The sequence below is a fragment of the Streptomyces aureocirculatus genome (assembly GCF_000720475.1).
Lineage (GTDB): Bacteria > Actinomycetota > Actinomycetes > Streptomycetales > Streptomycetaceae > Streptomyces > Streptomyces aureocirculatus.
Genome location: NZ_JOAP01000017.1, coordinates 1 through 15,280, shown reverse-complemented (window position 1 = coordinate 15,280; position 15,280 = coordinate 1). Strand labels below are relative to the sequence as shown.

The 15,280-nt window shown below is 72.7% G+C and carries 11 protein-coding genes; 2 read left to right on the top strand and 9 right to left on the bottom strand.

What is annotated here, in order from left to right; all coding sequences use genetic code 11:
- Positions 1-19: 19 nt before the first annotated feature.
- The 6 genes from IG78_RS0116690 to IG78_RS0116665 form a co-directional block, all read right to left on the bottom strand.
- Positions 20-736, bottom strand: a complete 717-nt coding sequence (locus IG78_RS0116690) for a TetR/AcrR family transcriptional regulator (RefSeq protein ID WP_030563835.1) — start codon at positions 734-736, stop codon at positions 20-22.
- Positions 737-797: 61 nt separating this feature from the next.
- Positions 798-1,901, bottom strand: a complete 1,104-nt coding sequence (locus tag IG78_RS0116685; protein WP_030563833.1) for a PDR/VanB family oxidoreductase — start codon at positions 1,899-1,901, stop codon at positions 798-800.
- A gap of 1 nt (position 1,902) precedes the next feature.
- Positions 1,903-2,817, bottom strand: a complete 915-nt coding sequence (locus tag IG78_RS0116680) for a metal-dependent hydrolase (protein WP_030563831.1) — start codon at positions 2,815-2,817, stop codon at positions 1,903-1,905.
- 111 nt (positions 2,818-2,928) lie between these two features.
- A complete protein-coding gene (locus IG78_RS0116675; RefSeq protein WP_037685651.1) occupies positions 2,929-4,899 on the bottom strand; it encodes a hypothetical protein in 1,971 nt (656 codons plus the stop codon).
- Positions 4,900-4,976: 77 nt separating this feature from the next.
- A complete protein-coding gene (locus IG78_RS0116670; protein WP_030563826.1) occupies positions 4,977-5,492 on the bottom strand; it encodes a tetratricopeptide repeat protein in 516 nt (171 codons plus the stop codon).
- Positions 5,489-8,626, bottom strand: coding sequence for an alpha-N-acetylglucosaminidase (locus IG78_RS0116665; protein WP_030563824.1), 3,138 nt, complete (start codon positions 8,624-8,626; stop codon positions 5,489-5,491). Before IG78_RS0116665 ends, IG78_RS0116670 begins: the two co-directional genes overlap by 4 nt.
- 113 nt (positions 8,627-8,739) lie before the next feature.
- On the opposite strand from IG78_RS0116665, the gene IG78_RS0116660 reads away from it, so the two are divergent.
- Positions 8,740-9,162: a hypothetical protein gene (locus IG78_RS0116660; protein WP_030563822.1), complete on the top strand. Its 423-nt coding sequence runs from the start codon at positions 8,740-8,742 to the stop codon at positions 9,160-9,162.
- 114 nt (positions 9,163-9,276) lie between these two features.
- On the opposite strand, the gene IG78_RS0116655 is transcribed toward IG78_RS0116660, so the two are convergent.
- From IG78_RS0116655 to IG78_RS0116645, 3 genes are all read right to left on the bottom strand, one after another.
- On the bottom strand, positions 9,277-10,716 hold the full coding sequence (locus IG78_RS0116655) for a DUF1996 domain-containing protein (RefSeq protein WP_030563820.1): 1,440 nt from the start codon (positions 10,714-10,716) through the stop codon (positions 9,277-9,279).
- Positions 10,717-10,792: 76 nt separating this feature from the next.
- Positions 10,793-11,443 (bottom strand): LuxR C-terminal-related transcriptional regulator, encoded by a 651-nt coding sequence (locus tag IG78_RS0116650; RefSeq protein WP_030563819.1) that lies wholly within the window; start codon positions 11,441-11,443, stop codon positions 10,793-10,795.
- Positions 11,428-12,705, bottom strand: coding sequence for a sensor histidine kinase (locus tag IG78_RS0116645; RefSeq protein ID WP_030563817.1), 1,278 nt, complete (start codon positions 12,703-12,705; stop codon positions 11,428-11,430). Before IG78_RS0116645 ends, IG78_RS0116650 begins: the two co-directional genes overlap by 16 nt.
- Before the next feature lie 230 nt (positions 12,706-12,935).
- On the opposite strand from IG78_RS0116645, the gene IG78_RS0116640 reads away from it, so the two are divergent.
- Positions 12,936-15,137 (top strand): MMPL family transporter, encoded by a 2,202-nt coding sequence (locus tag IG78_RS0116640; RefSeq protein ID WP_225882103.1) that lies wholly within the window; start codon positions 12,936-12,938, stop codon positions 15,135-15,137.
- The last annotated feature ends 143 nt before the right edge of the window (positions 15,138-15,280 follow it).

Sequence of the window (15,280 nt, the reverse complement as noted above, 5' to 3'; positions counted from 1 at the left end):
CCCAGGAGGGCGGCAGACCCTAGGAGGGCAGCGTGGCTCGGGGTGCGAGGGCGGCGAGCCGGGACAACAGGTCCGCGAACGGGCCGTCGGCGGGCTCCTCCGCGAGGATGGTGCCGAGCAGACGGGCCATCTCGTCGTCGTACGCCGCGCTCACCGCGGCCAACGCGGCGAAGTCGTGGACGAGTTGCAGCTCCAGCTCGGCGCGCGGGATGCGGCGGCCGTCCAGCCAGATCAGCGCCGTCGACTCGGCGAGCGAGACCCATGAGCGCACCACCAGGTCGAGCCGGGCGGGCGGGTCCGTGACACCCAGGTGCGCGAGGATCTGCTCGTACGCGGCCTGCCGGACCGAGTCGATGAGCGCGTTCGTGGTCGGCGACGACGAGGAGCCCACCGCGGGGCCGCCCCGCATCAGCGCGGAGAAGCCGGGCCCGTGCTCGTCGACGAAGCCGAGGAAGCGGCCCGTCACCCGCAGCAGCCGGGCACCGAGCGGGCCCTCGTGCGGCTCCATGAACCGCTCGGCCAGATCGTCGGCGGCCCGCTGGAGCGCGGCCTCGTACAGGCTGAGTTTGCCAGGGAAGTAGTGGTACACCAGCGGGCGCGATATGCCTGCGGCCGCCGCTATCTCGTCGATGGAGACGTCGTCGGGCGAGCGGTTGCTGAACAGCTCGAGCGCGACCCCGATCAGTTGCCGCCGCCGCTCCTCGACACCCATCCTGCGGCGCACCCCGGTAGTCATGCGAACACTCTACCGATCCGATCCGGCCGCGAACGGACGCCCCCGCTCCACTCCTTGGCGGTCAGAGGTCGAGCACGAGCCGCGGACCGAGGGCCCGGGACACACAGATCAGCATCGAGTCCGCACGCTCCCCGTCGGTGAGCAGCTCGTCCCTGTGGTCGATCTCGCCCTCCAGGACGCGGTGTTGGCAGGTCCCGCAGAACCCCTGCTCGCAGGAGTACGCGAGGCCGGGCAGCTCGGCGCGCACGGCCGCGAGCACGGTGGTGCCGGGGCCGACGGCCACCGTGCGCCCCGAGCGCCGCAGTTCGACCTCGAAGGCGCTGTCCCCGCCCGCGGAGGCGGCGGGCGCGAACCGTTCCAGGTGCAGCGAACAGCCCTCGGGGAGGGCGCGGGCGGCCGCGTCCATGAGGCCTTCGGGCCCGCACACGTACACGGCACCCGCAGGCGCCGCTTCGCCGAGGAAGGCCGCGACGTCGGGCCGTCCGCTCTCGTCCTCGGCGACGACCCGCACCCGCCCCGCGGCCCCGCCCAGCTTCTCCACTTCCTCCAGGAAGGGCATGGCGGCCCGGGACCGCCCGCAGTACAGCAGCCGCCAGTCGGCGCCCGCCGCGTCCACGGCCCGCACCATGGCCAGGACGGGCGTGATCCCGATCCCGCCCGCGACGAAGGTGTACGAGGCCGCGTCGCCGATCAGCGGGAACCGGTTGCGCGGCCCGCGCACCTCGACCTCCACGCCTTCGGCCAGCGCCTCGTGCACCTCGCGGGAGCCGCCGCGGCCGCCCTCGTCGGCGCCGATGAGCCGGGTGGCGACGGTGTACGAGGAGGTGTCGTCGGGGTCGCCGCACAGCGAGTACTGCCGGACGAGCCCGGAGGGCAGCACGAGGTCGAGGTGCGCGCCCGGCTCCCAGCCCGGCAGCGGCACGGAAGGTACGCCCTCCAGGCGCAGTTGGACGACGCCGTCGGCGACGCGTTCGTGCCGGGCGACGAGCAGCCGCAGCGCCCGCGTGCGCGGCTGCCCGGAGACGGGCTCCGCCAGGGCGGGCAGCGGCCACAGCGGGGACGCCCCTATGCGGCGGCGCAGGGCGCGGCGGGTGAGGAGGGCGGCGCCCGTGACGACCAGGGCGGCGCGTGCGGCGCGGGAGCCGAGCGGCCGTGGCAGCGGCATGTCAGGCGGCTCCGTTCGCGCGGGCCTCGGCGGCGGTGGCCGCGGGGGACGAGGCGAGGTAGGCCACCGCCTGCGCGGTGCTGCACTCCCGCGAGGGGTGGTAGTCGCGGCTCAGATAGCGCGGTATGGAACGGATCATGGCGCCGGTGGTGGGCAGCGTGCCGGCGCGCCCGGCGCGGTGGAAGTCCCGGAACCGGGCCTTGCCGTCGGTCAGCGTCGGGTCGTTCGCCATGAAGAAGCGGGCGCCGCGCTGCCACAGGAACACCAGGGCGCCGAAGGCGGTGGCCCAGGTGCGCACGCGCCGCCGGTACCCGCCGTCGACGTGCAGGAACAGATCGAAGGCGACCGACCTGTGCTCGACCTCCTCGGCGCCGTGCCAGCGCAGCAGGTCGAGCATCGTCGGATCGGCGCCCCGCCGGTCGAGTTCCTCGGCGTTGAGCACCCAGTCGCCGAGGAACGCCGTGTAGTGCTCGATCGCCGCTATCAGCGCGACCCGCTCCATCAGCCACCACTGCCGGGGCCGCCCCGGCGGCAGCGTGCGGTCCCCGAGCAGCTTCTCGAAGAGCCAGTCGACCTGTGCGGTGTACGGGGTGGGGTCGAGACCCTGCTCGCGCAGGTGCGGCAGGACTTCGTCGTGGGCCCGGGAGTGCATGGCCTCCTGGCCGATGAACCCGATGACGTCCTCGCGCAACTGCTCGTCCCGTATGAGCGGCAGGACTTGCTTGTACACGTGCACGAACCAGCGCTCGCCCGCGGGCAGAAGCAGGTGCAGGACGTTGATGGTGTGCGTCGAGAAGGGGTCCCCCGGGAGCCAGTGGAGCGGGGTGCTCTCCCAGGAGAAGGAGACGTCGCGTGCCTTGAGCGCGATGTGCTCGGAGGCTACGGGCTGCGGGAGCCGGGCCCTCGTATGAGACATGGCGTCAATGTACTGGCGGGTAGTGGCGGGGTACAGGTGTGTGCGGCAGCTTTTTGATCCCCCGGGCGGGGCTGCGGAGAGGCCGCCCGGGGGGGCCGCGGTGGAGAACCCTCAGCGCAGCGTGCGTACCGTCTCGCCGTTCTGGAGGCGTCCCGTCACCGTGGGGCGGGCGCCCTGGCTGCTGCGTACGGCGAGGGTGTTGCCGGGCGACCGCTCCCCGCCGGACACGGAGAGCGAGTTCACGTCCTTGCTGCCTCCGGCGAGCACGTACCAGGACCCGGCGGCGGACTTCCACAGCACCCCGGCGAGGACCGAGGGCTCCCGCACCCCGCAGGCGGGCTTGCCCTCCGCCTTGGCGGCCACGGCACCCGTCCGCGCCCCGGGCGCGAGGAACTGGGCGAGTGCCCGACCGCCGCCGCCGCGCCAGGTCTCCGCCCGCGTGCACACCCACTCCGCCGCGCCGCTGCCGTCGGGCAGGGCCTGATCGGCGTAGGACCAGGCGTTCACGGTGCGTACCCCGTGCGAGCGGGCCGCGGCGAGGGAGCAGGCGGTGCGCGACCAGTCCGCGGGCGTCGCCTCGCGGGGCGCGTCCGGGCGGCCCGCGGTGAGGTGTGCGGGGACGAGCTCGCCGAGGTCGGTGGCGAGCCGCGCGGCCCCGTCCTGGTCGCGCAGCCGCAGCGTGTTCCAGGAGCCGCACTCGCGGGCGAGGGCGGGGCTGGCGAAGGGGGCGGTGACGCCGTCGGCGGCGCGCCGCAGTGCCGAGGGCTTCGCGGTCGGCTTCAGGAGGTCCTGCACGGCCGCGTCACGCACCCAGGGGGCCGTCAGATAGCGCACGTTGCCGTCAGCGCGGCCGACCACGACGGCACCGGCGTCGGCGGCGCCCGCGCCGTCGACGCGGGCGAAGTCGAGCGCGGCGCCGCTGGTGCCGTCCTGCGGCTCGGCGTACCGCACGACGCGCAGGCCGTCGTACAGGAGCACCACGCGCGCCGAGTCCACCGGTCCCGCGAACAGCAGTCGCGCGGGTCCCGGTGGCGCCCCCGTCACCGTGCCCGGCGTCGCGGAGACCCGCACGGACTTGCCGGGCCGCGCCCACACGGCAAGGGCGCGGCGCAGCAGGCCCTCGTCGTCGGCGAGTTCACCGCGTGCGGGCCACACGGAGAAGTCGATGCGCGCGGACTTCCTCCAGGCGGCGGGGGCGGCCCGGGTCAGGAGGGCGGGGTCGAGCGCGGCCTCGGCGGCGGGGTTCTTCGCGTACGGCGGCGCCGCCGCGCCGTCCGGGCCCCAGCCGTCGCCGGGCATGCCGAGCAGCGCCCCGCACACCAGGGCGGCGACGGCCGCGATGCCAAGGGCCTTCAGGTGCTGGCGCCGTCGCATCAGGTCGGTGGGCCTCGCCCGTAGGGAGCACGGGTCGAACTCCGGTGATTCGAGCAGCGCGGCCGGGCCCCGGACGCCGGGCGGCGCCTCCGTGCCCGCCTCGGCGAGCGCGGCGTCGATCGCCTCGGCGTGCTCACCGTGCTCGCGGTCGGTGTCGACGCCGACGGCCTCCAGGATCCGGCGCACCTCGTCGTCCGTGAGGCGTTCCAGGCCGCGCAGCACATATGCGGCGCGGGCGGGCCCGGGGAGGGCGGCGAGCCGCTGGTCGAGGGCGAGTTCGTCGGCGCCGCCGGAGCGCGGGAACAGCCGCAGGCCCCACACCTGCGGCAGCAGCGGCGGGAGCTGGGCCCGCCGGGGCCGGGCCAGGCGCAGCAGCGGCAGACCGGCGTCGATGGCGGCGCGCAGCACCTGGCAGCGTACGTAGGCGTAGCCGGGGTCGGTGCCACGGCCTGCGGGTTTGCGCTGGTCCGGCACGGCGGGGGCGGTGGTGCGGCTGCGCGGAAGGGCGCGCTGGACCAGGGCGTGCGCGGTCAGGACGCGGCGGTTGCGGCCGAGGCCGGGGGGCAGCACCAGGTAGGCCAGGCGGACCAGGCGCGGGTAGTGCTCGACGAGGGCGGCCTCGACCTGCTCCACGTCGACGACGGTGGCGGACCCGGTCGGCGCGGAGCCGGTCGAGGCGGTGGCTTTCGTGGACTGCGATGACGACACGTTCAGCAGAACGAGCGAATCGCCGGTCGGTCACCTAACGCCGGTGGGGCGCGCGGGGCCCACCGGAGGCACCGGGCTCACTCCGGCTCGACGAGGAGGCGCGCGTAGTTCGCCATCGACCGCTGGTAGCGCGGGAGGTGGGGAGCGAGGGCGCCGACGGCGAGGGACACGGCTTCGCGGCCGCGGCCCGCGTCGACGAGACAGAGCGCGAGGACGGCGCGCACCGCGTCGTCCAACTCGTCGTGCTCCGCCTCCAGTTCCGGGGTGAGCAGGGCGATGGCCTCCTCCAGGCGGCCGGTGTTCCGCAGGGAGCTGGCTAGTTGGATGGCGGTGCGGCGGCGGCGATACCCGGCGAGGCCTTTGGCCAGGGCCTCCTCGTACAGGGGGACCGCCTTGTCCGAGTGCCCGGTGGAGTCAAAGGCGCAGGCCCTTTCGAACGGGGCGATCGCACTGCCTTCCGGCAGCTCGTCCGCCAGCTCCCCTATGAGTTCCCGGAACTCGTCGGCCCGCTCGTCCCCGTAGGCGTCGATGTCCGCCCACGCGGCGGCTACGCGCCGCTCCCACTCTTCGGTTGTCTTGTTCTGTTCGCTCATGCGTCCCTCCACCCACTGAACTCCACGGTCCCCCGCCCCCCGGCACCACCGTGCGTGGCCGTCATGAACATCCCCACGTCCTGGGCGGCGGCAACCCCCGGCACCGGCACGGAGGCGACCGTCCGCCACGTCGTGCCCCCGTCGGTGGACAACTCCCCGGTGAAGGTGCCCCCGCCCCGGGAGAGGCGCAGCAGCACGGGGGCCTTCACGCCGGTGACGCGCCGGTAGGTGTCCAGGGTGCCGTCCCCGGTCGTGTCGTAGGAGAGTACGACGCCGTTGGCGGGGGTGACGGCGAGGTTGAGGAAGCCGGGGGAGCCGGGGGTGGTGAGGGAGTCGCGGACGATGATGCCGGCGCGGGCCCAGGCGCCGGTGGTGGCCTGGGAGTCGACGCGGACCGTGACGGACACGCCGTCCCGCAGCGCACCGGGACGGTAGAGCGTTCCGAACTCCGCGGTGCCCCGCCACAGATCGGCGCCGCCCCCGTCGATGGCGTACCGCCCGTCCAGAGCGCCGAAGACGGCGTCGTTGTTGGTGTACGTGCGCCAGTCCGCCGGGACCGGGCCCGCCACGAACAGGGTGCCCTCGTGCGCGGCGTCGACCCGCGGCTCTCCCTGCGGGCCGTACCGCGCGGTGAGGGTGTAGGGCAGCGGCCGCAGGGGCCGGTCCAGGGGGTTGGAAGGGGCGTCCACGCGCCAGGCGACGGTGCCGGTGCCCGCGGCGGGCACGCGGGGGAGCGTCGTCGGCCCCTCGGGTTCCGCGTCGAGCCCGGTCAGGGTGAAGTCGACGCGACCGGTCGCGCGCAGCCCGTTGACGTTGCGGAACAGTGCCTCCACGCGCGCGTGCCCGCCGGGCGGGAAGGACGGCGGCTCCGCGGTGACCTCCAGGGAGCCCTGGTAGGGGGCGCGGGCGAGGACGCCGTGGACGCGGGCGGCGGTGCGGTACGCGTCCGCGACGGGACGCAGGGGGTAGTCCTTGCGCTCGCGGGTCCAGGGTTCCTCCACCGCGCCGAACCAGTCCACCGGCGTCGGCGCGCGCCCGGCGGCGAGCGCGTCCGCCAGTTCGTCGAGCCACCTCTGCCAGCGGACGAAGTAGAAGTCCGCGGTCAGGCCGTGCCACTCGCGGTTGCCGTAGTCGTGCAGATTGCCGGGGTCCGATGTGGGCCTGTCGCCCCACACCGTGATGAGGACCTTCGCGGTGCGTTCGAACTCGGCGCGCTCGGTGTCGCTGGTGGCCAGGCGCCGCGCGTCCTCGATCCAGGGGCCGAGCAGGAACGCCTGGTGGGTGCCCGTGACGTCGTCGGAGAGGCGTATCAGGCGCAGCCACAGGTCGGCGAGGGCGCGGAAGGTGGTCCGGTCCTTGCGCTCGTACGCCCTCTTGAGCTGCGGCAGGAGCTGGCGGCTGCGGTGGGCCAGGGCCTGGCGGGCCACGTCGACGAGGTCGTGGCGGTACGCGGCGCTGCGTCTCAGGTCGCCCGCGACGCCGAGGAGGCCCGCGAAGGCCGCGTCGAAGCGGCCGGGGTCGTAGGTGAGGGCGCGCGGCGCGTACTCCGCCGCGCGGTTCGCCGCCAGGTCGGGGCGCGCGGCGAACAGCGAGTCGTGCGGGTCGCTGCGCTCGACGGCCCGGTGCTGGTACGCGGTGTCGTGCAGGGCCCGCCAGGCGGCGCGGGCGTGCCGGTCGCGGCGGCCGTAACGGAAGTCGGCGTACGCGGCGAACCAGTCGGCGCGGTCCACCTCGTCGTCCCGCCAGGCCAGTTCGGAGAACAGCTCGAAGGCCGCCGGGTCGCGGTCGGTGGCCTCGGGCAGATACGCGGTGCCCACGAGGGCGCTGTTCTCCTTGTCGCGCCAGGCGAAGAACTTCTCCTGCCACAGGTGGGTGCGGGCGCCGATGGTGGTGCGGCCCCCGAAGTTGGGGATCGTACCGAAGGCGTAGGGCGTGCCGCCCCAGTCCTTCTCGCGGTCGGTGACGCTCTGGTAGCGGTCGGAGACACCGTCGACTATCAGCATCTTCTGCTTGTCTATGGCGTCGAGCAGCTCGGGCAGCGGGTTCTCCTGCCAGCCGAGGATCACCCAGGTCGCGCCCGGGTGCGCCTTCTGGAGCGCGGTCTCCACACCCTTCGCCGCTGCCGGTACCGGCACGTCGCCCGCCGTGCCGCCCTCGTGCAGGAGGTCCATCTTGAAGTGCCGTGCCGCGCCGAAGACATCGCCCTGGTGCCGGTAGAACGACGCGGCGACCTGCGCGAAGGCGTCCGTGCGCGGGTCCAGCCAGTCGGGGCGTTTGAAACCGTGCCAGATTCCCTGCGGCACCACGCGGGCGTCGCCGCCGTTGCGGGCCACGAAGCCGTCCGGGACGTGGCCGTAGTAGCCGGGCAGGACCGGAGCCATGCCGAGCTCCCGCAGTTGGTCCACGATCTTCCGGCCGAGGTCGGTGCGGCGGTCGATGATCTCGGGCGAGAGCGGGCCGCCGTACCCGGCCAGGTTCTGCAGCAGCCACCACGGCTGGTGCGAGGGCGCGGGCAGCCAGGCGCGGGACTCCGCGTCGGTGTACTGGAAGTCCTTCAGGACGCGGTGGTAGACGCCCTCCATGCCCGCGATGACGAACACCTCGTTGCAGCCGTGCAGCGCGAGGACGTCGATCATGCGCTCCCAGTACGGCCAGTCGGCGTACGGGGCGGTGTAGCCGTCATTGGTGTCGTTGAGGGCGAACCGGTGGGGGAGCGCGGTCGAGCGGCGCAGGGGGCGCGCGGGCGCGGGCAGGCGCCGTGGCAGGTCGAGCTGGCTGCCGTTCCAGGCGATGTGCGCGCCGCACACGTACTTCAGATACCAGTGGACTCCGGTGCAGAGCACGGCGGGGGTGGTGCCCGACACCTCGATGCGGCCCTTGGCGCCGTGCACGCGGAAGTGGTCCCGGCCGTCCTCCGCCGGGACGAGCCTGAGTTTGAACTGTTCCGCGTGGTGCGGGAGCTGTCGGTTGAGCACGGAGCGCGCGGAATCCGTATCGAGGGCGGGGCCCCGGGCGGGCCCCTCGGCCGCGCGGGCCGGGGTCTGGGTGCCGACGGCGGCACCCAGGCCTCCGGCGCCCGTCAGGCCGATGGCACCCGCGGTGCCGAGCACGGAGCGTCGCGACGGTCCGGACATGTGTACCCCCCTGCGTCGATGACTGCGGCGCACGGTATCCGGGCGGCCTCCAGTGCTCAACGGTGCGTACGGACAAGGCGAGTTCATATCGCCGGACGCGACAGGAGAGAGCGATGAGGAAGATGATGTGGGCCGCGGGGGCGCTTTCGGCCACCACGTGCGGCCTGGTGATCGCGGCGGGGCTCGCCGCGGGGTCCGGCGGCGACCGCGAGGGCGGGGCCCGGGGCGCGGACGCGGCGCCGAGGACGGCCACCGGCACCCTGGAGCAGCTCGCCGCGAAGGCCGAGTGCGCGCCCGACATCCAGACGGACGCCGACGAGCTGCGCCAGGCCAACTGCCTGAACGAGGACGGCCGTTTCGTTCTCGCCACCTTCGCCACCGACCGCGGTGAACGCGAGTGGCTCAACGCGGCCAAGGACTACGGCGGCACCTATCTGGTCGGCAGGAGGTGGGTCGCGGTCGGCGAGCCCGCCGTGGTCGCAGCGCTGCGCGGCCGGCTCGGCGGGACGGTGGAGCGGTCCTCGCACCACTCCTGACGAGTGGCGTGGTGGGGGGAGCGAGGACCGGGCCCTGGGCACGTAGGGCACTTCCACCGCCACCGCGCGAACCGACCGCGCAGCAGTCTGTGGGGAGAAGGAGCAGGTGGCGGGTCAGGCGCAGCGGCGGCCGTCGTTGATGCACTTGGCGACGCGCTGCATCAGCCTCTGGTCGAACACGTTGATGAAGTCACCGTGGTCGGTGATGGGCTTGTGCAGTTGCTCGGGGAAGGAGTCCACGGCGAAGCCGGGCCCCGGCGGTACGTCGTACACGACGCGCTGCACCAGTTGCGGGATGGCGCGGAAGCCCTGCGGGCAGCGGCCGCTGCGCCGGTCGGCGAACGCCACATGGGTGCGGTGGTTGGCGCTGTCGGTGTTCTGTCCGTCCCAGCAGCTCTGGAAGTTGAAGGTGCGCACGACCTTGCTGCCGTCGGGGCAGATCGGATATTTGTCCTTGAGCTGGCGGTTCTCGAAACCGGTGCAGCTCCAGGAGGCATTGGCATTTACGTCCCCATTGGTGAACGCCTTGGCGTCACCCGTGATGATGCGCAGGAAACGCGGCATCGCGGTGACCTTGCCGACCGGACTTCCGGCGAATTTCAGCGTGACCTGGTCCGGCGTCTGGATTTCACCGACGTTCTTGTCCCGGCCGCCGCCGTCCGCGTCCGCGTCGTTCTCGTCGTTTCCGTTCTGCAGCCTCAGAACGGGCCAGTAGTACGTGGATTTGTCGCCCTGATTGCGGCAGCTTGTGTCACCGTTCGCGAGGTCGCCGTCGCCGGAGAAGGCATCCGTCTCCTGATTTCCGACGTAGTCGTGCATGTGGTGGGCGCCATTGCTCACACCGGGCGCGACGATGACGTTGTCCGGATTGAACTTTCCGTTCTCGTTCGTTCCGCAATCGGTGGTGAAGGTGCCGCGGGATGCGCCGCGCTGATTTCGGGGTTTGCGGACATTGGGCCGGACGGAGGTGATGTCGACGAAGTCCCCGGCCTCGGGCCCGTTTCCCGCCTGACCTTGCCCCTGGCTCTGCCCCTGACCCGGTACGCCGCCCTGCTGTGCGCCGCCGCCGCCGTCGTCGTCGGCCTGAAGGGTGCAGGGAACCATCCCGCCGAGGTTCTCCGGCGGGCTGCCGTCCCGGTCGATCGCGGAGCGGATGTTCTCGATGGTGGGCCGCCGCCGCTCCGCCAGCGGGCCGAGGACGGAATTCTTGTCCTCGGCCTCGGCGAACTTCGCGTAGGCGTCGGTGATCTGACTGTCGAGGGCGGCGAGTTCGCGGTCGACTTCGGCGCGGGCGCCCTGCGGAACGTCCGGCAGTTGATTGCCTACGTCCGGGCAACTGATGGTGCTCGCCTGCTGTCCGCCGCCCTGATTCTGGGCCTGCGTACGGGCATCGGGCGACCGGCCGCCGGTTTCGTCGGCATTCGCGTAGACATTCACCGCGACGAGTCCGCTGCCGCCCAGGATGAGCGCCGCCGACGCGGCGACCGCCCGGCCGGCCAGCTTTGATCGTTTTCGCGAGGTGCGTCGTGAGGTGCGTCGTGAGGTACGTCCCATGGGACTACGTACGCATCAGCAGTCCACGTCGTTCAACGGCGCCCGGAAAAACTCCCCGGCAACACACGCGCGCGCGTCAGCGTCCTTGATCGAGATAGGCGAGAACCGCGAGGACACGGCGGTTGTCGTCGTCGGACACCGGCAGATCGAGTTTCGCGAAGATATTGGAGGTGTGTTTCGCGATGGCCCGCTCCGTGACGACGAGCTGGGAGGCGATCGCTGCATTGGACCGGCCCTGCGCCATCAGCTCAAGGACCTCGCGCTCGCGCGGCGTGAGCGCGCCGAGCGGCTGGTCGGTGGCGCGCCGGGAGAGGAGCTGCTGGATGACCGTCGGGTCCATCGCGGTGCCGCCCGCGGCCACCCGGCGCACCGCGTCGATGAACTGCTCCGCGTCGAAGACCCGGTCCTTGAGGAGATAGCCGACCCCGCCGTCGCCGTCCGCGAGCAGCTCACGCGCGTACAACTGCTCCACGTGCTGCGAGAGCACGAGCACCGGCAGACCCGGGCGTGCCCGGCGGGCGGCGAGCGCGCACTGGAGCCCCTCGTCGGTGTGGGACGGCGGCAGCCGGACGTCCACGATGGCGACGTCCGGTTCGAGCTCGGCCAAGGCCTTGGTCAGCTCGGGCCCGGTCTCCACCGCCGCCGCGATCTCGAAGTCGAATGCCTCCAGCATCCGCACGAGGCCGTCGCGCAGCAGGAAGAGGTCTTCGGCTAGGACAACTCGCAAGGGATCTCCATGGTCACCATGGTCGGACCGCCAACGGGACTGCTGACGGCCAGTACGCCGTCGAATGTACCGAGTCGCCGTTCGATCCCGCTCAGCCCGGATCCGCCGCCGATGACGGCGCCGCCCCTGCCGTTGTCGGTGACCGCGATGCGGAGCATGCCGTGCGCGTGGTGCACGTCCACCCAGATGCGCTCCGCGTTCGCGTACTTCACCGCGTTCGTCAGCGTCTCGCTCACCGCGAAGTACGCGGCCGCCTCCACCGGCTCCCCGGCCCGGCCCGCCAGCTCCACGTCGACGTCCGTGGGTACGGGAAGACGCAGCGCGAGGGCCTTCACCGCGTCACCCAGACCGCGCTCGGCGAGCACCGGCGGGTGGATGCCGCGGACCAGGTCGCGCAGCTCGGTCAGGGCCTCGCCGGAGTTCTGCCGGGCCTTGGCGATCATCTCCTTGGCCTTCGCGGGGTCCTTCTCGACCAGCGCCTCGATGGTGCCGAGGTCCATGCCCATGGCGACGAGCCTGGCCTGCGCGCCGTCGTGCAGATCCCGCTCGATGCGGCGCAGCTCGGCGGCGGAGCTGTCCACCGCGTCGTGCCGGGTCTCCTCCAGGCGGTCCACGCGCTGCGCCAGTTCGCGCTCGCGCATGGCGGCGGTGGGCGCGAGCAGGGTGCGGGCCAGGAGGAAGTGGCCGCGGACGATGGCCGGGTTGAGGAAGAGGGCGAGGACGGCGAGCGCCGTGCCGAGCGCGGCGGCACCGTTCGCCGCCAACTGCGAGTCGACGTGGATGAAGCCGTACCACTCGCCGCCGCCCGCGTTGTAGATCGGCTCCCAGACGCCGAGGGCGAGCACCCAGCCGTACACCGGATAGAGCACGAGGGCGGGCGCGAAGATGATGGAGACGAAGCCCGCCGTCATGTCGACGAGGAGCCACTGCAGATCCCGCCAGGTCGCCGGGTCCTTGAGCAACCGCGTACAGCGCGCGACCTGGCCGACGACACCGCCCGGGCCGCCGCCGGACCGCTTCCCGTACGGGCTCGGGATCCGGATGCCCGTCCACGCCTCGGCCTGGCCACGGCGCACGTTCGCGTGACCGCGGACCACCGCGAGGATCACCGGGGTCGTGAAGACACCGATCCCGAGCGGGATGAGCACGATCGACACGACCGAGAGCACGAAGAGAGTGATCGACCCGGCAAGGGTGGCGATGGCCAGATACAGGCCGCGCACCCCCGACAACAGCGCCTCGCGCACCCTCGACGTCCTCATGCTGTCCCTCTCTCCGTGCGGCCCGTACCCGGTCTGTGTACCGGCACTCGAACATTCTCCCTGGTCACCGTGGCCGGGGCACTGGGTCCGGCACCCGGCCCGTGGTGGTGCCAGCAACACCCCCGGACCTCGCCCTCTGCTTCACCGACAGGGGGTCCCGGCGGCTGGGGCCGCGCCGCGCTCCTTTCTAGCGTGATCCACGTCAGCTCGGCTTACTTCACGCTTACTCGATGGGGGCAAAGGACATGGGCGCCAAGAGGCAGAACCTCGCGGCACGACTGGGGGTGTGGAGCGCACACCACCGCAGGACGGCGATCCTCGGCTGGCTGCTGTTCGTGGTGCTCGCCACGGTCATCGGCGGTGCGACCGGTACGGTCACGGCCACCGACGACGAGATGGGCACCGGCGACTCGGCCAGGGCCACGAAGATCCTCGACGACGCCGGCATCGACGAGCCCGCGAATGAACTCGTCATGGTCGGCGCGAAGGCGCCCGACGCCTGGCGGGACGCGGCCGCCGACCTGTCCCGCGCCCTGGAACGCACCGGCAGGGTGACCGGGCTCAAGGAGCCGCTGCCCTCCAAGGACGGCAAGGAGGCGCTCCTCCGCTTCGAGATGAAGGGCGAGTCCGACGAGGCCGCCGACCAGGTGCAGCCGGTGCTCGACGCCGTCGACAAGGCGAAGGACGCGGGCGCGGAACGCGGCATCACCGTCCACCAGTTCGGCGACGCGAGCTCCGAGAAGCACCTCAACGACCTGCTCACCGACGACCTGAAGAAGGCCGAGTTCACGGCCGTGCCACTGGCGCTCGGCATCCTGCTGGTCGCCTTCGGCGCCGTCGTGGCCGCGCTGCTGCCCGTCGCGCTCGCGGTGACCGCGTGCGTGGCCGCCTTCGGCCTGCTCTCCCTCGCCAGCCACTCGCTGCACCTGTTCGAGACGACGTTCTCCGTGATGTTCCTGATGGGCCTCGCCGTCGGCGTCGACTACTGCCTGTTCTATCTGCGCCGCGAGCGCGACGAGCGGGCCGCGGGGCACGACGCGGAGACGGCCCTGCGGATCGCGGCGGCCACCAGCGGACGCGCCGTCCTGGTGTCGGGCCTGACGGTCATGGTCGCCATGGCGGGCATGTTCCTGTCCGGGCTGCTCCTGTTCAAGGGCTTCGCGATCGCCACCATCCTCGTCGTCTGCGTGGCCATGCTCGGATCCGTGACGGTGCTGCCCGCGCTGCTCGCCTGGCTCGGCGACCGCATCGACGCCGGGCGCATCCCCTTCCTCAACCGCCGCTCCAAGAAGGGCGTCCACGCCAGCGGCTCCGTCGCGGGATCACTGCTCAAGCCGGTACTCGCCAAGCCCGCGTTCTTCGCCGTCGCCGCGACCGCCCTGCTGCTCGCCCTGGCCGCGCCCGCGCTCGGCATGAAGACCGAACAGCTCGGCCTGGAGAAGCAGTTCGGCTCCGACGCGCCGCTCTCGGTGTCCTTCCGTGAGATCACCGCGGAGTTCCCCGGCGGCCCCGCGCCCGCCCTCGTCGTGGCCGAGGCGGACGACATCCGGTCCCCGGCGGCACGGGACGCGCTGCGGGAGCTGACGCGCAGGGCGGGCGAGGGCGCCGAACTCACCGTCCACGAGCGGCAGGACGTCGCCGAGATCGCGGTGCCGCTGCCGGGCGGCGGAACCGGCGCGGACGCCAAGAAGGCACTGGCCGAGTTGCGTGCCGACGTACGGGACGTGCGCGCCGGTACGGGCACCGCTCTCACCGCGTACGTCGGCGGGGACCTGGCCGAGTCCGAGGACTTCACCGATCAGCTCGGCGAGGGCATCGTGCCGGTCTTCGTCTTCATCGCCGCCGTCACCTTCCTGATCATGCTGTTCAGCTTCCGCTCCGTCGTCATCGCCGTCACCTCCATCGCCCTCAACCTGCTGTCCGTGGGGGCCGCGTACGGGGTGATGACGGCCGTCTTCCAGCACGGCTGGGGCGCGTCGCTCATCGGCTCGGAGAAGGTCGGCGCCATCGAGAACTGGATGCCGCTGTTCGTGCTCGTGGTCCTCTTCGGCCTGTCGATGGACTACCACGTGTTCGTGGTGTCCCGGATCCGTGAGGCCCGTGACCGGGGTCTTGGCAACGCGGACGCCATCCGTGAGGGCATCACGCGGACGGCCGGTGCGGTGACCGGGGCCGCGGTCATCATGGTGGCGGTGTTCGCCGTCTTCGGCACGCTGTCCATGCAGGACATGCAGCAGATGGGGGTCGGGCTCGGGGTGGCCGTGCTCCTCGACGCGACGGTTGTCCGCATGGTGTTGCTGCCCTCCCTCATGACTCTCCTCGGTGAGCGCAACTGGCACACCCCGCGGTACCTGCGGTGGCTTCCCCGCGTCTCCCACGAGCCCCCGGCCCCCACGGCGCCGCACCCCGCCCCCACTCGCCAGCCCGTCTGACCCGGCCTCGCGACCGGGGGCGCCCCACTTGCCCTGCGGGGGCGGGTGGGGCGCCCGCTTGCCCCTGCCGGGGGGGCGGCAACCGCCCCGCCGCTCCGCGGCGGGTTTCCCACCCACCCACCCGTTACTGGACACACCGCCGT